Here is a 20,014-nt window from a genome sequence, read left to right on the forward strand (position 1 = left end):
TTCGCCATCACTTCTTCAGCACCGCTTCCATCACTGCCTTCGCGATCGGACCACCGAGCTGGCCGCCCGCGATCTCGCCGCACGCCCGGTCGGGCGCCTCCTCGATCATGACCGCCACCGCCACCTCGGCGTCCTCCGCGGGAGCGAAGGACACGAACCAGGCGTACGGCGGCTGCCCGCCCGCGCTGCACAGCGAGTCGCCGCGCTGGGCGGTGCCGGTCTTGCCGGCCACCCGCACGCCGTCGATGGCGGCGGGCGAGGCCGTCCCGTCGTCCACCGTCGCCTCCAGCAGCTCGGTGAGCTCGCCGGCGGTCTGGGCGGAGACGGCCTGCTCGTTGTAGACCTCCGGCTCGGTCGTGCGGAGCACGTCGAAGCCTGCCGTCTGCACCTGCTCGACCAGGTAGGGCCGCATCAGCGTGCCCTGGTTGGCGATCGCCGCGGTCACCATCGCCATCTGCAGGGGCGTGGACTGCACGGTGTTCTGCCCGATGCCGGTCTGCGCGGTCTCCGCGAGGCTCAGCTCGCGGGTCCCGCCGCCCTCGTCCTCGGGGACGTCGACGCCGGTGGGGTATACCGACTGCACCTGGCCCTGCAGGTCGAGCAGGGAGGTGCTGTTGAAGCCGAACGCCTCGGCCTGCGCGCGCATCTTCTCGGGGCCGACCTCGACCGCGAGCTGGGCGAAGGTGGTGTTGCACGACCACTCCATCGCCGTCGCGAAGCTGATCTTGGCGGGGCTGCACTGGCCGCGGCCGTCGTTGCCGATCCGGTGGCTGGTGCCCGGCGGCTGGTAGGTCGTGCCCGCCGGGACGTCGTCGCCGGCGTGGTAGGCGCCGGCCTCGATCGCGGCGGCCGCCGTGACGAGCTTGAAGGTCGAGCCCGGGAAGAGCCGGGTGCGCAGCGCGCGGTTGAGCAGCGGCTCGCGCTCGTCCGCGTCGAGCGCCTTGTAGGCCTCCGCCGCCTTCGCGGAGTCGTGCGTCGCCAGCTCGTTGGGGTCGTAGGACGGGTAGGACGCCATCGCGAGGATCCGGCCGGTCTTCGGCTGGATCGCCACCACCGAGCCCTCGCCCCGCGGGCCGAGGGTGTCGCGCAGGCCGTCGAAGGCCGCCTTCTGCGCGGCGGCGTCGAGGGTGAGCACGACATTGCCCCCCTGGGCGGTCTCGCCCTTGAGCAGGTCGACCAGCCGGGTCACGAACAGCTGCGGGTCCTCACCGGTCAGCACGGCGTTCTGGCTGCGCTCGATGCCGGTCTGGCTGCCCAGCTGGAGATAGCCGGTGACCGGCGCGAACATCCGCGCGCCCGCCTCCGGGTAGACCCGCAGGTACTTGTAGCGGTCGTCGGAGGGCTCGCTCGTCGCGACCGGGTCGTCGCCGACCAGGATCTGGCCGCGCTCACGGCTGTACGACGCCTCCGCCACCCGGGCGTTGCGCGGGTCGGTGTTGTAGTCGTCGGCCTTCCAGAACTGCACGTAGGTCACGTTCGCCATGAGGGCGAGGAACAGGATCATGCAGAAGATGGAGACGGTGCGGATCGGCTTGTTCATCCGGCACCCCCGGTGGTTGAGGTGCGAGGAGCGCTAGCGACGGGCCCCCCGGTTGTTGAGGTGCGAGGAGCGCTAGCGACGAGCCTCGAAACCTCCGGCTGCGGTCGGATCGTCATTCGGAGACCACCTTCACGACCTGGGTGGTCTCCTCGTCGGGGTCGGTGTCGCCGGCGGCGAGGTCGGGCATCGGTCGGCGGGCCTGGTCGGAGATGCGCAGCAGGATCGCGATGATCACCCAGTTGGCGATCAGCGACGAGCCGCCGTACGACAGGAAGGGCGTGGTGAGACCCGTCAGCGGGATCAACCGGGTCACGCCGCCGATGACGACGAAGACCTGCAGCGCGAAGACCGCCGCCAGTCCGGTGGCGACCAGCTTGCCGAAGCCGTCACGGGAGATCAGCGCCGCGCGCAGCGCCCGCTCCACGACGAGGCCGTAGAGGAGCAGCACGGCCATCACCGCGGTCAGCCCGAGCTCCTCGCCGATGGCGGCGAGGATGAAGTCGGACTCGACGTAGGGAACCCGCTGGGGCATCCCCTCGCCCAGGCCGCGGCCCACCAGGCCGCCCCACGCGAAGCCGTAGAGCGCCTGCACCAGCTGGTAGCCGCTCCCGTCGGCGTCGGCGAAGGGGTCGAGCCAGATGTCCACGCGGCTCTGCACGTGCCCGAAGATCCGGAACGCGACCGCCGCGCCGCCGAAGAAGAGCAGGCCGCCGACGACGAGCCAGCCGGGCCGCTCGGTCGCGACGTACAGCATGACCAGGAACAGGCCGAAGAACAGCAGGCTGGAGCCGAGGTCGCGCTGCAGGACGAGGATGCCGAGGCTGACCACCCACATCATCAGCACCGGCCCGAGGTCGCGCCCCCGCGGCAGGTCGACGAAGACCACCCGCCTTCCCGCCAGGGCGAGCGCGTCGCGGTGCACGACGAGATAGCCGGCGAAGGTGACGACGAGCAGCATCTTCGCGATCTCGCCGGGCTGGAAGCTGAACGGGCCGAGCGAGATCCAGATCCGGGCGCCGTTGATCTCGGTGCCCAGGCCCGGGAGCATCGGGAGGACCAGCAGCACGAGCGCGGCCAGGCCGGAGGTGTAGGTGAACCGGGCGAGCAGCCGGTGGTCGGGCAGCGCGACCAGGGTGCCGACGAAGAGCGCCACGCCGAGGGTCATCCAGGTCAGCTGCTGGCTGGCCAGGCCGGTGTCCTTGGCGAGGTCGATGCGGTGGATGATCGCCAGGCCCAGGCCGTTGAGGGCGGCCACGACGGGCAGCAGCACCGGGTCGGCGTACGGCGCCACGATCCGCACCGCGACGTGGGCGGCCACGACGAGGAGGGTCAGCCAGCCGCCGTAGCCGATCAGGTTGGTGGGCACCTCCCCGTCGACGCCGAGCCCGACGGCGGCGTACGCGCCGATGCCGACGACCAGGGCGAGCACGAGCAGGAAGAGCTCCGCGCCCCGCCGGCGGCGGTGCACGAATCCCATCAGTGCGGAGTTGGTGGCCATCGCTCCCGCCCTCACGAGCCGTTCGGCGTGAGGTCGGTCAGGTCGGTGGCGCCGCCGGACGCCGACGACGGGCTGGGCGAGGTGGTGTCCGTCGGCGCGGCGGGCGTCGTCGGCGGGGTCGTCGCGGAGCCGCTCGGGTCGGCCGTCGCGGGGTCCTCCGCACGGCGGCCGTTGGCGCCGATCCGGGTGATCGCCTCGCGGGCGCGCTCGACGGAGCCGTAGATCATCGCGCCGTCGCGGACCTCCTCCTGGGTCCCGTCCTTCAGGTCGGCGACCCGGAGGTCGGAGACCTCGAAGACGCGGGAGAGGCCGGGCACGTCCACGCCGCGGTAGATGACGACGTAGCCGTCCTCCTCGCCGACGTAGTACTTCTGCTGGGTCCACCAGTACGCCGTGCCGACCGCGACCCAGGCGATGCCGAGCACGATCGCCGCGCCGAGCAGGCGCCGGGCCCAGGCGTAGCGCGGCGGCGGCTGCGGGGCGTAGCGCAGCGCCTCGGGGTCGATGATCGGGTCCTCGGGGATGGCGTAGCCGACGCCCTCGGGGATCTCGGCGGTGACCGGCTCGAGCTCGCCGGTGTCGCCGGAGCGGTGGCCGCGGAACAGGCCACGGGCCCGCCGGCGGCTCAGGTCGGCGGCCGCGCCGACCACCATCGCGTCGGCGGGAGCGCGCTCCGCGGGGTCGACCACGTCGGCGACCACGCAGGTCACGTTGTCGGAGCTGCCCGCGTCGAGGCTCGCGCGGACCAGCTCGATCGAGCTGAACTCCGGGCTGCCGTCGGTCAGCAGCGCGGTGATCCGGTCGTCCTCGAGCACCCCGCACGCGCCGTCGCTGCACAGGAAGAGCCGGTCGCCGGGGACCAGCTCGAGCGCGAACAGGTCCGGCTCGACGTCGTGCAGGCCGTCGAGCGCCTTGAGGATCAGGTTGCGGTGCGGGTGGACCCGCGCCTCCGCCTCGGTGATCCGGCCCTCGTCGATCAGGCTCTGCACGAAGGTGTGGTCGTTGGTCAGCTGCGACAGCTCGCCGTCGCGCAGCAGGTAGGCGCGGGAGTCGCCGACATGGCCGACGGCCAGCCGCTTGCCGTCGAAGAGGGCGACCGTGGCGGTGGTGCTGGTGCCGTTCAGGGCGGGGTCCTGGTCGACCTGGGCGCCGATCGAGACGTGCGCCTCGTGCAGGCCGTCGTTGACCCGGTCGATCACGTCGACCGTGCCGGGCGGCTCGTCGAGCTGGCGCAGCTCGCTGATCGCCGTACCGGAGGCGATGTCGCCGCGGGCCGCGCCGCCGACGCCGTCGCACACGGCGAGCAGCCACGGGCCGGAGTAGCCGGAGTCCTGGTTGTCCTTGCGGACCCGGCCGACGTCGGACACGGCGTACCCGTCGAGCTGGAGCGGGGGACGGGTCACGGGCAGGGGTACGTCGACGGTGTCGGGCTGCGGGTCGTGGGGCTGCTCGGCCGGCGCCGCGTCGGACGTCGCGTCGGGCGTCGCGTCGGGCGTCGCGTCGGGCGTCGCGTCGGTCCCGCCGCCGGGGGTGGTGGCGTCGGTCATCTACTTCCTCAGCTCCACGATGGTCTTCCCGATCCGGATCTGGGAGCCCAGGCCGACCGGGACCGGCTGGGTGAGCCGCTGGCTGCCGAGATAGGTGCCGTTGGTGGAGCCGAGGTCCTCGACGTACCACTGGCCGCCGGACTCGACGATGCGGGCATGCCGGGTGGAGACGTAGTCGTCGTCGAGGCGGATGGCGGCGTCGTTGCCGCGGCCGATGAGGATCGGAGCCTGGGAGAGGTCGGCGACGATGCCGGTGTTGACGCCCTGCACCACCTCGACCTTCGTGGGCTGGCCGCGCCGCGGGGACGGCGTCTTGGGCGCGCGCGGCGGCTTGCCGGGGGCCGCCGGCGAGGGGACGCGGGCGCCGAACATGTCGGAGCGGATCACCGAGATCGCGGAGAGCACGAAGATCCACAGGATCGCCAGGTACGCGATCCGCACGAGGAACAGGGTCAGCTCAGACATCGTCCACCACCTGGCCGGTCTCCTGGAGCAGTCGAAGGGTGAGGGACGTGTGGCCGATCTGGACCCGCGAGCCGTCGTGCAGCTGCGCACGGGCGACCTTCTGGCCGTCGACCCGGATGCCGTTGGTGGAGCCCATGTCGTGCACCTCGACCTGGACCGGGCCGGCGCCCGTCGTACCGGGGGCGGCGGTGATGAGGAACTGCGCGTGGCGCCGGCTCACCCCGGGGTCGTTGATGCGCAGGTCGGCCTCGCTGCCGCGGCCGACGACCAGGCCCGGCGCCTGCAGCGGGTGCTGGGTGCCGTTGACCTCGAGCACCGCGCGGGTGCGCTGGGTGCTGCCCCGGCTGCGCCCGGTCACCTCGGCCTCGGCCTGGCTGCGCACCCGGAACCGGCCGGTCGTCAGGTCCTCGGCCGACTCGAAGGCGATCCGGATCGGGCCGGGAAAGACATAGGACTGCAGCTCGGCGTGCTCGGTGAGCTGGGTGGTCAGCTCGCTCGCCAGCGCGGAGTCGTACGGCGCCAGCCGCTCCAGGTCGCCGTCGGAGAGCTCGACGACGAAGCTGTTGGGCACCAGCCGCCGCTGCCGCGAGAGCACCTGCGCCTTGTTGTCGAGCTCGCGCTGCAGCGCCGCCGCGACCTCCACCGGCTGGACGGCACTGCGGAAGGTGCGCGCGAAGACGCCGGAGATCGCCTGCTCCAGGCGCTGCTCGAACCGCTGCAGTCCTCCCACGTCGCTGCCCTCCTTCCGCACACCTCGCTGGACGGGTCCCCCTGACCCGACGTCCCACGATCGTATCGGTGGCGCCTCGCTCCACCCGGGACCTCCGCTCCCGCCCCGCCTGCCTCCCGGCGAGGCGCGCGGTCGGTCGCCCCCGTTTTGGGCGACCCCTGCCGGCTGGGATAGCCTTGCCGGGCATCACGCGCGAGTGGCGGAATAGGCAGACGCGCACGGTTCAGGTCCGTGTGTCCGAAAGGACGTGGGGGTTCAACTCCCCCCTCGCGCACGTGGGGTCGTTTGTACGAGGCGGGTAATCCCGGTCAGATGGCAGGCGGCTGAGAACGAAAGTGAGCTCCCTCCCAGGGTTTGGGAGGGAGCTCATTGCGTTCGGGCGCTGATCACGCCGTCGCAGGCGTAGTTCCGGGCTTCAAATGCCGCTGTGCCGCCGATTCTTGATGCCAACGCATGCAGATAGCCCGGCGCGCTGCGCCGGGTCAGGAGGCGAGGGCTCTCGGGCGGTTCGTTCTTGGGGATTGGCGAAACTTCCCCGGTCAACTCTTGCCAGACGGCAATGATGCGGCCGGTACGTCAGTCAGTGTCGGGATCGCCGGGTCAGCAACGCGAGCACGTGTTCAGATTGCCGCTCGGCGCTGCCCTCCGGGTTGATGTCGTAGCCGGGGCTGCCTGGAAGGAGCATGAGGACCCAGAACGTCGCGAGCACCTTCCGGTAGTCCTGGACGCGACCGTGCTGCTCCGACGTCAGATCGAATGCTGCGATCACGGTTTCGGGGTCGAGGAGTCGGCGCAGTCGGGAGGAGGCGTGCTCGACAAGGTCCGCCACCTCGAAGGCGAAGTCACCGACGCCGGCATACTCGAAGTCGATCAGCCGGACCCGATCGCCATCCCAGAGCATGTTGGCGACGTTCCCGTCTCCCTGGACCACGATCCGATCGTGGATCTCGCCGACACCCGGTGGCGCATCGGCGTACCACTCGTCGGCAGCCGCTAGTGCACGGCGGACGACATCGGGGAGATGGTCGCGCTTCACCTCGCCCAGCCACCTGACGTTGTTGGTCACGAAGTCGGCGGGGTGTGCGAAACGAAGGGGCATATCCCGTGGCGCGGGCACGGAGAACAGCGTCCGGTACGCCTCGACCATCGCCGTCGTCTGTGACGGCGTGAACTGCGTATCCAACGGCTCGCCGGGTACTCGTGACATCACGAGTGTGGGCGGTTCGGGTTCCAGGGCAATCGGTCGCGGAGCCAGTCCGGGAGCGTGCTCATCGAGCCAGACCAGGGTCGACCATTCGCGCTCTGGTTGGCTCCGGTCGGTCCGCAGGTAGCGCTTGCGGACGACGCCGTCCTCGAACGCCAGGTCATGGTTGGCCACCACGTCAGTCTGTCCGGTTGTGCCGAACGCGCCTCGCCGAGGCACACGGGCCGACCGGGAAGTTGAGCATCGACATGGAAATGAGGTCGGGTGCTCATGGCGTACGTCGATGAGTCGGGGGACACGGGTCTGTCGCCGGGATCGTCGTTGACGTACACGCGTGCACGGATGACGCCCTCGGCACCGCTGAACATGCCGCGCTGCCATCGCGGCCGTGGCGCTCGTGAGGAGGCCGGGCGCACGCGGTTGTCAGGTGCCGCCGCACCTCTCGGCGGTCGTCAACGCTCCGAGGCAACCGCCTCCGCGGTCAGCGTCGCAAAGGCTCGGGCGTGGATGTCGACCACGTCCGGCAGCGGCGCACGGCACACGGCGGCGGCGTCCTCGGCGGACAGCCCGAGCATGCGCAGGACGTTCTCGGTGACCTGGTCGACGACGTCGGCATCGTCGCGCTCCGGTTGGTCGTGGATCGCCTGGCCCAAGGCGAGTGAGGCACCGCCGGCGACCAGTAGTGCGGAATAGGGATCCGGCACCGTGAACCGGCCGCTGTCACAGCCGCGACGAATGTCGCGCAACGCCCGCGGGCCGAGGCCGGACTCAGCGGTGATGAGTGACATGCCGCGCGAGAGGATGACGCGGCTCAGCTGGGGCGCGACCCGGTGGAGACGGCCGGTCAGCCGAAAACTTCGAGCGAACACCTCGGCTGGGTCGTCGATCTCCTCAGCCAAGGCGTCGAGAACGGCTCCCTGGATCTCGAGGGCGGACTCCACCGCGGCGTCGAAGAGCTCCTCTTTGGTCGCGAAGTGGTTGTAGAACGAGCCCATGCCGACGCCCGCGAGCTCGGTGATCTCGAGAATCGGGACGTTCACGCGGTCCTCGGCCAGGAGCTGCTGCGCCGCACGGATCAATGCGGCGCGCGTCTGCACCTTGCGCCGCTCACCGCGCTTCCGGGCTGCCGCTGCCCTCGCCTCCGACACAGTCCCTCCTCGTAGCGATGCATCCTAGCAATCCGGAGGCACCTCTGACGATTTCGTCAAGGAGACTTGACTACGAATGCGTTGTGACTGAGGATATCGTCATTCACAAAGTCAGAGGCGGCTATGAGTACGCACCACACCCACAATGACGTGCACAGCGAGCAGGGCGCGCGGGCCGGAGAGCACCCCGGTCGGGCGAAGAACCCCGTCATCAAGGTGCGCGACTTGGCCTGGCTGGAGTTCGAGAAGCCGGATCTCGACCGCGCCGAGGTCTTCGCGCGCGCCTTCGGGTTCGCCACCAGCTTCAAGGACCGGGACGAGCTGCACCTGCGCGGGACGTTCGCAGGAGGCCCGGCGGTCATCGTGCGGCGCGGCGCGCGCTCCCGGTTCACCGGCCCGGCCTTCCTGGCGGCCGACGACGCCGACCTCCTCAGGCTCGCCGGACACCTCGACGTCGCAGTGGCGCCTCTGCCGGAGAACCTAGGCGGCCTCGTGGTCGACACCCGAGATCCCAGCGGCGCCCGGGTCCGGGTCGTGACGGGATGCCACCAGCTCCCGGCCCTGCCCGGGCAGACCCCGCTGGTCCACAACGTCGGTGCCGGCGTCGCCCGCGCGAACGCCACCCAGCGACCACCGCGAGAGCCCGCCAAGGTCGAACGTCTGGGTCACGTGGTCCTGCAGACGACTCGCTATCGACAGGCACTCGACTGGTACCTGGAGACCCTCGGCCTGATCGTGAGCGACTTCATGTACTACGAGGGCCAACGGTCCAGGGGTCCGACGATGAGCTTCATCCGGTGTGACCGCGGCAGTGAGCCGGCCGACCACCACACGCTCGCGATGACGCTCGGCCCCCGGACGCGGTACGTGCACTCGGCGTACCAGGTGAGCGACCTCGACGCCCTCGCCGCTGGCGGAGAGTTCCTCAAGGATGCCGGCTACCAGCGCTCTTGGGGCATCGGTCGGCACATCCAGGGGAGCCAGATCTTCGACTACTGGCGCGACGACGACGGATTCCTCGTCGAGCACTTCACCGACGGCGACATGTTCGACAACACCCTCGAGCCGGGGTGGGCGCCGATGACGGCCTCCGGTCTCGCGCAGTGGGGGCCCCCGGCCTCCGCGGACTTCATGGGCATCAGGCCCGGCCGGGAGTCACTGGCCGAAGCCCGCTCCATCCTCTGCGCCCTGCGGAGGTCCGACAACGAATTCGACCTGCCCCGCCTCCGCGGACTCCTGAAAGTGGCCAACTCGTGAGCATCAACATCATCCGTATCGCCGACCGCTGGTACGTCGAGAAGTCGGCGCGCGCCGGCACCCTGATCGACACCTCGGCGGCCACCACCGCCGAGCTGCTCGCCGACCGGGTGGCCATCGACCTCGCCGTCGCCGCCGTCGAGGCGGACCTGCCCGGCGGTGCGCTGCAGGCGCCGGTGACCGCGCCGTGCCGCGTCGTGGCCCAGATGACGAACTTCGTCAGTCACATCAAGGACTCCGGGTTCAACCCGCAGACCGTGCCGCTGACGTTCTTCCGCAAGACCTCCCACTCGATCAGCGGCCCCGCCGACGACATCGTCAAGCCGGCCCACGTCCGCTTCCTCGACTACGAGGTGGAGGTCGGTCTGGTGATCGGCAAGGAGCTCCCGGTCGGGACCGCCCTGACCAAGGAGAACATCGCCGACCACGTCGCGGCACTGGTCGTCACCAACGACGTCTCGGCCCGCGACCTCCAGCTGCCGAAGACCCAGTTCTACGAGGCCAAGTCCTACCCGACCTTCACCCCGGTCGGGCCCCGGCTCGTCGTCCTGGAGCCCGGTGACTGGGAGCGGTTCGAGGAGCTGCGGCTCCAGCTGTGGGTCAACGGGGTGGTCCGCCAGGACGCGGTCGTCGCCGCCGACATGCTCTACAAGCCGCTCGAGGCCCTCCAGGGGCTGACCCGCTTCCAGCCGCTCTCCACCGGCGACCTGGTCCTCACCGGGACGCCCGGTGGCACGGCGCTCAAGGCGCCGCCCAAGCCGGTCGAGATCATCGGCGCCCTCCTGCCGCCCGCCACCAAGTGGAAGGCGTTCTTCAAGTCGCAGGCGAGGAACACGTCGTACCTCGCGGACGGAGACCTGGTCGAGATCCAGGTCGCGACCCCCGACGGCAAGCTCGACCTGGGCCGTCAGCGTACGAAGGTCCGCCACGAGTCCGGACCCGGGCAGTGAGCGCGGCGACGCCCGCGGCCGCGCCTTGGCCCGTTTTCGCCAGGCCGGAGGACGTCGAGCAGATCGAGGCAGTCCCGCTGGCCGAGTGGGACCTTCCCGCGACGACCTACCAAGTCCTCAGCCGGGCGGCCCGCCGGTGGCCCGACCGGGTCGCCATCACTGTGATGCCTGACGCGTCGCGGTGGGCGGAAGCTGTCAACGCCACCTACGGCGAGCTCCTCGACCGGGTCGACCGGGTCGCGAACGCACTCGCCAGCCGCGGCGTCACGCCCACCACGCCGGTGGCCATTGTCGCCCCGAACTGCCTGCAGCTCGTCCCCGCGATGCTGGGGGTCCAGGCGGCCGGCGTCGCCGTGCCCCTCAATGGCGGCCTCAGCACCGAGCACCTGGCCACCCTCCTCGAACGAGCCGGCGTCCGGCACGCCGTGGTCGCCTCGCGCGACCTGGACGGCGCTATCTGGGGCAAGGTCTCCGAACTCGCCTCGACGGGGCACCTCGACCACCTGTACCTGCTGGACCCGACGGACGGCACCCGGTCTCCCGTCGCGCCGCCCGGTGACGTCGTCACCGGGTACCTCTTCGACGTCGCACGGTCGGAGCGGACCGGATTCGAAGACCCGCACCGCGCCGGCGACATCGCTGCCGTCTTCCACACCGGCGGGACCACGGGCGTCCCGAAGCTCGCCGCGCACACGCACGCCAACCAGGTCACCGACGCCTGGCTCATCGCCGCCGACTCCACCACCGACGCCGACGACGCCGACGACCCAGCGGACCAGACGGTCATCTTCGCGGCGCTGCCCCTGTTCCACGTGAACGCCCTCCACGTCACCATGCTCGCGCCCATGCTGAAGGGACAACGCGTCCTGTGGGCGGGCCCACTCGGCTACCGCGATCCCGCGCTCTACGGCGAGATCTGGAAGATCGTCGAGCGCTTCTCGGTCGCCACCATGAGTGCCGTCCCCACGGTCTATGCCGTCCTGGCTGGCCGCCCGGTCGATGCCGACATCTCCTCGCTGAAGTTCGCGGTCGTGGGCGCGTCCGCCCTTCCTGAGGCGGTCCGCACCGGGTTTGAAGCGCACACCGGCGTACCGCTGCTGGAGGGATATGGCCTCACCGAGGGCACCTGCGCCAGCGCGCGGTCATTCGCCACGAAACCCCGGCCCGGCTCGGTCGGCAAACGGCTGCCCTATCAGGCGATGCGAGTCGTCGACGTCGCCGCCGACGGCACCTGGACCGACCTGCCAACGGGAAGGGTCGGGACCCTGCTGATCGGAGGTCCGACCGTGTTCGCTGGCTACGTGACCGGCCATGACGTCGACGGGTTCACCCTGGACCACCTGGGGAAGGTGCGTGACGGTTGGCTCGACACCGGTGACCTGGCCCGTATCGACGAGGACGGCTTCGTCTATCTGACCGGCCGTGCCAAGGACCTGATCATCCGCGGCGGACACAACATCGACCCGGCCGCCATCGAGGATGCACTTCTCCGGCACCCGGCGATCGCCGATGCGGCGGCAGTCGGTCGCCCCGACCGACGCGCCGGTGAGGTCCCGGTCGCCTACGTGAGCCTGACACCCGGTCACCAGTGCTCCGAGGAGGATCTCGAGGCGTACGTCGCGGCCTCCGGCCTCGAACCCGCTGCGAAGCCGAAGAGCGTCACCATCCTCGACGCCCTTCCGGTCACCGATGTCGGGAAGCCGTACAAGCTCGCCCTCCGCGCGGATGCAGCGCGCAGAGCCGTCCAGGAGGCGCTTGCGGACCTGGAGGACGTCACCGAGGTCGAGGGAGTCGTCGGTGACGGATCGGTGCGCGTGATCGTGCGCACCGTCTCCACGGCAGACCCGGTGGCGGTCCGCAGGCGCCTCGACGACTTCGCAATCGCCAGCGAGGTGACCACCCCAATGAAATCCCACCCCGGGCACCTGAAGGAAGCACACCGATGATCCTCTCCCTGATCCTCGCGCTCGCCCTGGCCTGCGCCTTCGCTGGACTCGGGGCGGCCAAGGTCGCCAAGGCGCCGTCGATGCTGGCCCGTGCCGACCACCTCGGCTTCAGCGCGCAGAGCTACCAGCTCATCGGTACCGCCGAGCTCGCCGGAGCCGTCGGGCTCCTTGCCGGGTTGGCCTACCTGCCGGTCGGCCTCGCCGCCGGCATCGGGCTCCTGGCGCTCCTCGGTGGCGCTGTCGCGACACACCTCCGCCGAGGTGACGGCCCTGCCGACCTCGCGCCGGCAGTCGCGTTCGCCGCCCTGGCCGTCGCCTACCTCGTCGTCCTCGCGACGACCGGATGAACCCCTCGTCCGGACCCTGGACGATGCGCACGCCATCCGGCCCACCGCACCCCGAGGTCGTCGTCATCGGCGCCGGCCCGACCGGAGTCACGGCCGCGATCCTGCTCGCCCTCGCTGGGGTGCGAACACTGGTCCTGGACCGGTGGTCAGACGTCTACCCGCAACCACGCGCCGTCCACCTGGACGACGAGGTCTACCGCATCCTGGCGTCGCTCGGGGTGGCCGAGGACTTCGAGAGGATCTCCATCCCCGGCGCTGGTCTCCGCCTGCTGTCGCCCGAGCACAAGACTCTCGCTCAGTTCGACCGGACCAACCCCCAGACGTCCAACGGCTACCCGCAGGCCAACATGTTCGACCAGCCCGACCTCGAGAGGCTCCTGCGGCGCCGCATGGACGAGCTCGACCTGGCCACCTTCGTCGACGACGTCGACGTGGTCGCCATCAGACCGGAGGGACCATCCGGACCCGAGGTCGAGTACGTCGACCTCGCGACCCAGCGGAGCCACGTCCTCCGGCCGCGGTTCGTGTTCGGCTGTGACGGTGCGAACAGCCTGACCCGACGCTCCATCGGGGCATCGATGGAGAACCTCGGGTTCGCCGCGCAGCGTTGGCTGGTCGTCGACGTCGCCACGCGACGCGACCTGGGTCGGTGGAACGGTGTTCACCAGGTGTGCGACAGCAACCGTGCGGCAACGTACATGCGCATCGGCGAGGCCCGCCACCGGTGGGAGTTCCAACTGCTCGAGAACGAAGGCGTTGCCGACTACGAGACCCTCGGCGCACTCGGGCCGCTCCTGGCGCCCTGGGCAAGCGACACCGGCGACTTGGAGATCCTGCGGGTCGCGGAGTACACGTTCCGTGCGCAGGTCGCGGAGAAGTGGCGCGAACGCGACGTGTTCATCCTCGGCGATGCGGCGCATCTGACCCCGCCGTTCATCGGGCAGGGGATGGGCGCCGGCATCCGGGATGCAGCAAACCTGGCCTGGAAGGTTGCCGCCGTCATCCACGGCACCCTGCCGCACCACGTCCTCGACAGCTACGAGGCGGAGCGCAAGCCACACGCGCGCGCCATGGTCAAGCTCGCGATGACCGTGGGCCGTGCGATGACCGGCGGGGGTGCCGTGGGGGACCGGGTGCGCGGCGCCGTGGTGCCCATTCTCGTGCACCTTCCGGGTCTGCGCCGGCGGGTGCTCGACAGCGCCACCCCCGCGTTGTCCGGGTCGGCGCTGAACTGTCGCGGTCGGTCCGCGCGGGGGCTCGCGGGCACGCTCTGCCCGAACGTCGTTCTCTCGGGCGGCGTGCGACTCGACGCCCACGTCGGCCATCGGTTCGCACTCGTGACGCGGACGGCGCCGGCCACTGGGGTCCTCGAGCGCCTCGAGGCGCTGGACGTCGCGGTCCTCGCCGTGAGCAGGTCCTCAGACCTCGGCGCGTGGCTCGGGCGGAGCCAGGCTGCGCTGATCCGACCCGACCGCACGGTTCTTGCTGCAGGCGCACTGGAAGGTGTCCTCCGCCGGGCACCTCTCACCAGTCGCTCGGCGACCACGGCAACTGGGTCGGGAGCCAGCCGTCAACCATCGTGACCCGGTTCACCGGGGTACCCACCACCGAGCAGCGGGCTGATCCCTGTGCCGACGACCCCGTCACTGGGCCGGACCGGTGAGACGTGAGACCTCGAGCGCGAGGGATACCTCGAGCGTGCGGCCGACGAGCTCGTGAGGCAAGAGCGCGCGAGCTCTGTCCAACCGTGCCGCAACGGTGTTGCGATGCGCGAACACCGCGTCGGCCGTGCGGGTCAGGCTGCATTCGTGACGAAGATAGGTTCGGAGCGTCTCCCGGATCTCTGCCGGTGCGCCGGCCAGCGGGCCCAGCGTGCGCGCCACGAACGTGCGTGCCTGGTCCTCGTCGGCCGTCGCCAGAGCGACGACCTCCACCTCGTCGTAGGTGGTGACGTTGTGCCGAAGCGCCAGCCGCCGAGCGAGTCGTTGTGCCGCGATCGCCTCCCGGTGACTGTTGCGAAAGCCGTCGAGTCCCCTGCCGGGGCGTCCGACTGCGATCCTGACATCGCCCAGGTCCGCGTCGGACGGGATACGCGACCCGACCTCTGCCGAGGCGCCGCCGGACAGCCAGACCCAGACGGTCGAGGGTCCGATCGGGAGGGTCAACGGCCGGGCTGCACCGGCGGCCCGCGCAAGCCGGTTCGTCACGGCCTCCAGCCCCCCGTCGGCCGGTGCGCCGTCGGCCCACACGATCGCCGCAGTGTGGGTCCGCCCGACGTCGTACTGGAGAAGTTGGGAGGCCCGTCGTTCGGAGATCGGCGATCCTTCGACGATGAGCGCCACCGCCTCGGCCCGCTCGGCGTTGGCGGCGTCGCGCAGCTGCGATCGCTCAGCGCGCATCGTCGTGGTGATCCCCTCGAGGGTGTCTTCGACGTAGGCGAAGATCGACCGGGACACAGTGCTCAGCAGCGCGTGCAGCGCGGCATGGTCCTTGGTGACGCGGAACGCCACGTCCGTCGCTGCCTGCATGGCCAGGTTCTGACCCATCCGGAACCCGCTGAGGATCGTCTCGTCGAACCCGTGACGCACGACATCACGCGCGAAGTCGAGGTTCTCCGGGCTCAGGTTGGCAGGGACGGGCAGCCCAGGCTTGCGGAGATTCGCCGTCGCCCAGACCATCACGTTAGATCGGCTGGCGGCCCGCAGTGGGTCCATGAGTGTCGGCGCCAGCTCCAGCAACTCCCGGTTCACCTCGAAAGTCGCGGCGTCGATCGCAGCCAGGAGCTCCTCGGCTTCGTCGAGCATCAGCAGCACCGCCTGCTTGAGCACCTCCGCGACGTCGGCGGACGGTGGCTCCCATTCCCTAACCGATGCAGAACTGGTCATGGAGACCTCCAGCGCGCCCTGTGCATGATGCATAGTCAAAGACACAAACTACAGCAGAACGCACTTCCGGCCCACCCGGGGTCCGGCACACACTCGGAGCCTGATCAGCCACGCCGAGGAGTGTCAATGTCGAACAGGTTCCTGCCCAGCCACGCCGACGACCTCTACACGCGCTCGGTGATCCTGGACCCGTATCCCCGCTACGCCTGGCTGCGGAGTCAGGGGTCCGTCGTGTGGCTGGAGCGGCACAAGGCGTACGCCCTCCCGCGCTATGCCGAGTGCAAGTCCGTGCTGCTCGACGACGCGACCTTCGTCTCCGGAGCAGGCGTGGGGCTGAACCCGATCACCAACCGGTTCTCTCGCGGCACGACGCTGAACAGCGACGGAGCCGAGCACGCCGAGCGTCGCAACCTGGTGGCACACCGACTCACCCCACGCGCGCTGCGGGCGATGCACGACGACGTGAGCGAGCAAGCCGAGCGGGTCGTCCTCGACGCGCTCGAGCGCCGCAGGATTGACGGTGTCGAGGAGCTGGCGATGGCGCTGCCGATGTCCATCGTCCCCAACCTGATCGGCTGGCCCGAAGAGGGACGCGACCAACTGCTGGCCTGGGGCGCGGCCACGTTCGACGCGCTGGGGCCTCTCAACGGCCAGGCGATCCGCGCCGCGCGTCCGAGCCTGCAGATGCTGCGCTACGCGCGCACCGTCGCCAAGCGTCGCACCTTGCGAGAAGGGAGCCTGGGGGCGGATCTTCTCAAGGCCGTCGACGAGGGGCGGCTGGATGCGTCCGGATGTCCGAAGCTGCTGGTCGACTACCTGGCACCGTCGATCGACACCACGCTCAGCGCCATTGCCAGCGCCCTGTACCTGTTCGCCGTTCACCCCGAGCAGTGGCAGGCGCTGCGGGCCGACCGAGCACTGCTCTCGAACGCGATCAACGAGGTCGTCCGGCTGGAATCGCCCCTGCGAGCCTTCAGCCGCCAGGTCGCCCGGGACACCACCGTCGCCGGCGCCGACCTGCCTGCCGGAAGCCGGGTGCTCGTCATGTTCGCGTCGGCGAACCGGGACGAGCTCGTCTGGGACGCCCCTGACTCCTTCGACATCACCCGGGACGCAACCCAACAGCTCGGCTTCGGCCACGGCACGCACGGGTGCGCGGGACAGGGTCTTGCCCGGCTCGAGATCCGCTCCATCCTCGGCCACCTGCTCGACCGGGTCGATCGCATCGAGCTCACCGGAGAGCCCGTGTGGGCGGTCAACAACATCATCCACCGCCTCGAGCACCTCCCGCTCGAGCTGATCCCCACGAGGTGACCACGATGAAGATCGACGTCGACTACGACCGGTGCGAGGGCCACGGCTTGTGTGCCGAGCAGGCCCCCGACCTGTTCTCCCTTGACGACGAGGCAGAGCTGACCTACCACGCGGAGGGTTCCGAGGTGCCCCCCGACCAGCACGCCCACGGCCGTGCTGCGATCGCATCCTGCCCGGTAGCGGCCCTGCGGGAGACCCCATGACCCACCCCGCGTCGATCGTCATCGTGGGGGAGGCGATCGCCGGGCTCAGTGCAGCCCGTGAGCTTCGGCGCCGCGGCTACGACGGCTCTGTGACGATGATCGGCCGCGAGGTCGAAGGTGCCTACGCCCGGCCGCCGCTCTCCAAGGGAGTTCTGCGAAACCCGGCCGCCGAGACCACCCTCGCCTACCCGCAGGCTGACCTGGACCTCGATCTCGTCCGATCGCCGGCCGTGGTCCTGGACACCGCTGCGCGGGTCGTCGCGACCGCCGACGGACGAGCCGTGCCGTACGACGCCCTCCTGGTGGCGACCGGCGCGACGGCGCGGCGCCTCGCCTCGCCCGCCCAGCGCGGCGAAAGGGTACTGAGGACGCTGGAGGACGCGCGCCTGATCCGCGAAGGCATCCGTCGCTCGAAGACCGCCATCGTCGTCGGAGCCGGCTTCCTCGGGATGGAGGTCGCCAGCGCGTTCGTGGCGAGCGGTGTGGAGGTCACTGTCGTCGACACCGAGCCACTGCTGCGCCGGGTGCTCGGCTCCTACCTCTCCGACCGCCTGGCCGAGCGCGCCGCGCGGCACGACGTACGTCTGCTTCATGCGTCGGGACCGGTGGAGCTCTCCGGGGACCCGGTCAACGGCGTGACACTGCCCGGCGGGACCACCTTGACGGCGGACCTCGTCGTCACCTGTGCCGGAGACATCCCGGCGGTCGGCTGGCTGGCCGGGACCGGGCTCGCGGACCGGCTCGGGGTCGCGATCGACGAACGATGCGCCACAGCTATCCCCGGCGTGTTCGCGGCAGGCGACGTCGCCTACCTCGTCCCGCGCGAAGGCGACCCAGCCCGCCGAACACCCTACTGGTCCAATGCCGTAGCCCAGGGAAAGGTCGCAGCCGCATCCATGCTGGGCGAGCCGAGCGAACAAGGGCCCACCGACGACTACTTCTGGACCGAGATCCTCGGCCTCGCGATCAAGGTGGCGGGTCCGCTCCCCGTCGACGGACCTCCGGCCTCGGTGGAGGGAGACCTCGACGCCGGCGACGCCACCTTGCGCTGGGACGCCCCCGGCACCGCGTCGACCGTCGTCGCCTACGGCCGGAAGATCCCGGTCGGCCGCCTACGAGCGATGACACGACAGCCGTACCGGCCTGAGGCGCGCGGACGATCCGGCCGCAACTCCGAGCCAGGCGAGCCCTCAGACTGACGATCTCGTCAGGGAATGTTGACGCCGGCGGGTCTGTGGTTGACGATTGCGTCAGATAAAAGGAGGACGTATGCCCCGCCATCGTCGAGCGTGGCGTTCGAGCGCCTGCTGCTGGAGGGGTCGCGTGACGACGCCGTTCCGGGGTCGCGACCCGGTTCGGATCGGCGCGGTCGGCCTGCTCCTCATCTGCCTCGCCCTCGTGACCGGCGTCCGGGCAAGAGACCTGCCGTTCGTAGGCGGCGACACCTACTACGCGGAGTTCGCCGATCTGGGTGGGCTCAAGCTCGATGATCCCGTCCTGGTGGCTGGGGTCCGGGTGGGCAAGGTGACCGAGGTTGCGCTCGTCGACGCGCGGGTTCGCGTGGGATTCGACGTGGACGGCGCCACCGAGTTCGGGTCCGAGACCCGAGCGGTCATCAAGGTGCGCACCCTCCTCGGCGCCATGCTCCTGGCTCTCGAGCCGGCTGGGCAGGGCGAGCTGGAAGAGGGGGATGTCATTCCCTTGTCCCGCACCACGGCGCCTTACGACGTGGTCGCCGCATTCAGTGGCCTGTCCGAACGAGCCGGTGCGATCGACACGGACCAGCTCGCCGCGTCGTTGACCATGCTCGCAGACCTGACTCGTAACACGCCGGAGAAGTTCCGTGCTGCCCTGCGTGGGGTTTCGGGACTGGCACGGACGGTGGCCACCCGCGACGCCCAGCTCGAGCGGTTGCTTCGCGACGTCGCCCGAGTCAGCCGCGTGCTCGCGAGCCGAGACGACGACATCGTGTCCCTGATGCGCGATGCCGATGGGCTCTTTCGGGCCCTTCTTGGTAGGCGCGCCGCAATTCACAAGCTCTTCGTTGCCACTGCTGACATGAGCCGTGAACTGACTGAGCTGATCGGGGAAGCCCAGGCGGATGTCGCACCGGCCTTGAAGCACCTCGACTCAGTGCTGGCAGTCCTGAAGAAGAACGAGGACAACATCGATGCAAGCCTCAGGACCTTTGCGCCGTTCGCTCGTGTGTTCGCCAGCGTCACCGGCAACGGACCCTGGCTCGATGGGTACATCTTCAACCTCCCGCCGCTTCCGGCCGCGTCGAGAGACTGATCATGGGGGCTGCTGCTCTGAATGGAGACGTCGATCCAGTCCGTCGCTTGTCTGCCCGCCGCTACACCCTCGACTACGGTGGGGTCGCGGCGGGACGGGCGTTCGGGCGTGATCGAGCGCAGGGCTGTCACGGTTCAACTCCCTCTCGCGCACGTGAGAGGCCCCAGGGATGACCGGGGGCCTTCCTCATCTCGGGGGTGAGCCCGGACGTCGGCCTCGACACGCCGGGGGTGAGGGTCCCTAGTGTCCGGGTCATGCCGATCGAACTGTTCTCGCTCCTCGTCGACGACTACGACAGGGCGGTCGACTTCTTCACCAGGACGCTCGGCTTCGTCCTGGCCGAGGATTCGCCGTCGACGACGACGGACGGCCGCCCGAAGAGGTGGGTCGTCGTACGGCCACCGGACGGCGGGCCGGGGCTCGTGCTGGCCCGGGCGGACGGCGATCGACAGGCCTCGGTCGTCGGCGACCAGTTCGGAGGCAGGGTGGGCCTGTTCCTGCGCGTGCAGGACTTCCCTGGCACCCTCGAGCGCATCACGGCAGCGGGATGCGAGCTGGTCCGCCCGGTCCGCGACGAGCCCTACGGCCGGGTGTGCGTCTTCCGAGACCCGTGGGGAAACCTCTGGGACCTCCTCGGCTGAGGCCCCCGAATGGGCTCGCGGACGCCGGGTACCGAGGGCCAGGCCCG

18 protein-coding genes and 1 tRNA gene are annotated in these 20,014 nt (G+C 70.3%); 11 read left to right on the top strand and 8 right to left on the bottom strand.

The genetic code is table 11. The features are described from left to right. Window positions 1–7: 7 nt before the first annotated feature. From ACJ5H2_RS00220 to ACJ5H2_RS00240, 5 genes are all read right to left on the bottom strand, one after another. Window positions 8–1,540: a peptidoglycan D,D-transpeptidase FtsI family protein gene (locus tag ACJ5H2_RS00220; RefSeq protein WP_408897546.1), complete on the bottom strand. Its 1,533-nt coding sequence runs from the start codon at window positions 1,538–1,540 to the stop codon at window positions 8–10. A gap of 112 nt (window positions 1,541–1,652) precedes the next feature. Then, window positions 1,653–3,038, bottom strand: coding sequence for an FtsW/RodA/SpoVE family cell cycle protein (locus ACJ5H2_RS00225; RefSeq protein WP_408897547.1), 1,386 nt, complete (start codon window positions 3,036–3,038; stop codon window positions 1,653–1,655). Window positions 3,039–3,049: 11 nt separating this feature from the next. Next, window positions 3,050–4,585, bottom strand: coding sequence for a PP2C family protein-serine/threonine phosphatase (locus ACJ5H2_RS00230; protein ID WP_408897548.1), 1,536 nt, complete (start codon window positions 4,583–4,585; stop codon window positions 3,050–3,052). Next, window positions 4,586–5,050: an FHA domain-containing protein gene (locus ACJ5H2_RS00235; protein ID WP_408897549.1), complete on the bottom strand. Its 465-nt coding sequence runs from the start codon at window positions 5,048–5,050 to the stop codon at window positions 4,586–4,588. After that, window positions 5,043–5,780 (bottom strand): FhaA domain-containing protein, encoded by a 738-nt coding sequence (locus ACJ5H2_RS00240; RefSeq protein ID WP_408897550.1) that lies wholly within the window; start codon window positions 5,778–5,780, stop codon window positions 5,043–5,045. Before ACJ5H2_RS00240 ends, ACJ5H2_RS00235 begins: the two co-directional genes overlap by 8 nt. A 190-nt stretch (window positions 5,781–5,970) precedes the next feature. Here ACJ5H2_RS00240 and ACJ5H2_RS00245 point away from each other — a divergent pair. After that, window positions 5,971–6,054: transfer RNA gene (locus tag ACJ5H2_RS00245), tRNA-Leu, on the top strand. A 306-nt stretch (window positions 6,055–6,360) separates the two neighbouring features. Here the strand turns inward: ACJ5H2_RS00245 and ACJ5H2_RS00250 are convergent. Together ACJ5H2_RS00250 and ACJ5H2_RS00255 are read right to left on the bottom strand one after the other, a co-directional pair. Next, a complete protein-coding gene (locus ACJ5H2_RS00250; RefSeq protein WP_408897551.1) occupies window positions 6,361–7,158 on the bottom strand; it encodes an aminoglycoside phosphotransferase family protein in 798 nt (265 codons plus the stop codon). A 278-nt stretch (window positions 7,159–7,436) separates the two neighbouring features. Next, window positions 7,437–8,132 carry a TetR/AcrR family transcriptional regulator gene (locus ACJ5H2_RS00255; protein WP_408897552.1) on the bottom strand — a complete coding sequence of 232 codons (696 nt, stop codon included), beginning with the start codon at window positions 8,130–8,132 and terminating at the stop codon, window positions 7,437–7,439. A 123-nt stretch (window positions 8,133–8,255) separates the two neighbouring features. Between ACJ5H2_RS00255 and ACJ5H2_RS00260 the strand changes: the two genes are divergently transcribed. From ACJ5H2_RS00260 to ACJ5H2_RS00280, 5 genes are read left to right on the top strand one after another with little or no spacing between them, the layout of a single operon-like run. Continuing rightward, window positions 8,256–9,389 (top strand): VOC family protein, encoded by a 1,134-nt coding sequence (locus tag ACJ5H2_RS00260; protein ID WP_408897553.1) that lies wholly within the window; start codon window positions 8,256–8,258, stop codon window positions 9,387–9,389. Continuing rightward, on the top strand, window positions 9,386–10,339 hold the full coding sequence (locus ACJ5H2_RS00265; protein WP_408897554.1) for a fumarylacetoacetate hydrolase family protein: 954 nt from the start codon (window positions 9,386–9,388) through the stop codon (window positions 10,337–10,339). Before ACJ5H2_RS00260 ends, ACJ5H2_RS00265 begins: the two co-directional genes overlap by 4 nt. Further along, on the top strand, window positions 10,336–12,285 hold the full coding sequence (locus tag ACJ5H2_RS00270) for an acyl-CoA synthetase (RefSeq protein WP_408897555.1): 1,950 nt from the start codon (window positions 10,336–10,338) through the stop codon (window positions 12,283–12,285). The genes ACJ5H2_RS00265 and ACJ5H2_RS00270 overlap by 4 nt, the downstream gene beginning before the upstream one ends. Beyond that, window positions 12,282–12,632, top strand: a complete 351-nt coding sequence (locus ACJ5H2_RS00275) for a DoxX family protein (RefSeq protein WP_408897556.1) — start codon at window positions 12,282–12,284, stop codon at window positions 12,630–12,632. Before ACJ5H2_RS00270 ends, ACJ5H2_RS00275 begins: the two co-directional genes overlap by 4 nt. A 23-nt stretch (window positions 12,633–12,655) precedes the next feature. Further along, the gene (locus ACJ5H2_RS00280; RefSeq protein ID WP_408897557.1) at window positions 12,656–14,215 is read left to right on the top strand and encodes a bifunctional 3-(3-hydroxy-phenyl)propionate/3-hydroxycinnamic acid hydroxylase; all 1,560 of its coding nucleotides are present in this window, start codon (window positions 12,656–12,658) and stop codon (window positions 14,213–14,215) included. Window positions 14,216–14,275: 60 nt separating this feature from the next. On the opposite strand, the gene ACJ5H2_RS00285 is transcribed toward ACJ5H2_RS00280, so the two are convergent. Then, window positions 14,276–15,517, bottom strand: coding sequence for a PucR family transcriptional regulator (locus ACJ5H2_RS00285; RefSeq protein WP_408897558.1), 1,242 nt, complete (start codon window positions 15,515–15,517; stop codon window positions 14,276–14,278). 288 nt (window positions 15,518–15,805) lie between these two features. On the opposite strand from ACJ5H2_RS00285, the gene ACJ5H2_RS00290 reads away from it, so the two are divergent. From ACJ5H2_RS00290 to ACJ5H2_RS00310, 5 genes are all read left to right on the top strand, one after another. Next, on the top strand, window positions 15,806–16,831 hold the full coding sequence (locus ACJ5H2_RS00290; protein ID WP_408897559.1) for a cytochrome P450: 1,026 nt from the start codon (window positions 15,806–15,808) through the stop codon (window positions 16,829–16,831). A 5-nt stretch (window positions 16,832–16,836) separates the two neighbouring features. Continuing rightward, a complete protein-coding gene (locus ACJ5H2_RS00295; RefSeq protein ID WP_408897560.1) occupies window positions 16,837–17,034 on the top strand; it encodes a ferredoxin in 198 nt (65 codons plus the stop codon). Next, window positions 17,031–18,233 carry an NAD(P)/FAD-dependent oxidoreductase gene (locus ACJ5H2_RS00300; RefSeq protein ID WP_408897561.1) on the top strand — a complete coding sequence of 401 codons (1,203 nt, stop codon included), beginning with the start codon at window positions 17,031–17,033 and terminating at the stop codon, window positions 18,231–18,233. Before ACJ5H2_RS00295 ends, ACJ5H2_RS00300 begins: the two co-directional genes overlap by 4 nt. A gap of 124 nt (window positions 18,234–18,357) precedes the next feature. Next, on the top strand, window positions 18,358–19,326 hold the full coding sequence (locus ACJ5H2_RS00305) for an MCE family protein (protein ID WP_408897562.1): 969 nt from the start codon (window positions 18,358–18,360) through the stop codon (window positions 19,324–19,326). A 254-nt stretch (window positions 19,327–19,580) separates the two neighbouring features. After that, entirely contained in the window at window positions 19,581–19,967 is a 387-nt protein-coding gene (locus ACJ5H2_RS00310; RefSeq protein WP_408897563.1) for a VOC family protein, read from the top strand. The last annotated feature ends 47 nt before the right edge of the window (window positions 19,968–20,014 follow it).

The organism is Nocardioides pymetrozini (assembly GCF_046058985.1).
Classification (GTDB): domain Bacteria; phylum Actinomycetota; class Actinomycetes; order Propionibacteriales; family Nocardioidaceae; genus Nocardioides.

Coding starts and splice junctions, on each gene's coding strand:
- ACJ5H2_RS00220 (WP_408897546.1), bottom strand. CDS start 1,540: ATGAACAAGCCGATCCGCACCGTCTCCATCTTCTGCATGATCCTGTTC.
- ACJ5H2_RS00225 (WP_408897547.1), bottom strand. CDS start 3,038: ATGGCCACCAACTCCGCACTGATGGGATTCGTGCACCGCCGCCGGCGG.
- ACJ5H2_RS00230 (WP_408897548.1), bottom strand. CDS start 4,585: ATGACCGACGCCACCACCCCCGGCGGCGGGACCGACGCGACGCCCGAC.
- ACJ5H2_RS00235 (WP_408897549.1), bottom strand. CDS start 5,050: ATGTCTGAGCTGACCCTGTTCCTCGTGCGGATCGCGTACCTGGCGATC.
- ACJ5H2_RS00260 (WP_408897553.1), top strand. CDS start 8,256: ATGAGTACGCACCACACCCACAATGACGTGCACAGCGAGCAGGGCGCG.
- ACJ5H2_RS00275 (WP_408897556.1), top strand. CDS start 12,282: ATGATCCTCTCCCTGATCCTCGCGCTCGCCCTGGCCTGCGCCTTCGCT.
- ACJ5H2_RS00280 (WP_408897557.1), top strand. CDS start 12,656: ATGCGCACGCCATCCGGCCCACCGCACCCCGAGGTCGTCGTCATCGGC.
- ACJ5H2_RS00285 (WP_408897558.1), bottom strand. CDS start 15,517: ATGACCAGTTCTGCATCGGTTAGGGAATGGGAGCCACCGTCCGCCGAC.
- ACJ5H2_RS00295 (WP_408897560.1), top strand. CDS start 16,837: ATGAAGATCGACGTCGACTACGACCGGTGCGAGGGCCACGGCTTGTGT.
- ACJ5H2_RS00300 (WP_408897561.1), top strand. CDS start 17,031: ATGACCCACCCCGCGTCGATCGTCATCGTGGGGGAGGCGATCGCCGGG.
- ACJ5H2_RS00310 (WP_408897563.1), top strand. CDS start 19,581: ATGCCGATCGAACTGTTCTCGCTCCTCGTCGACGACTACGACAGGGCG.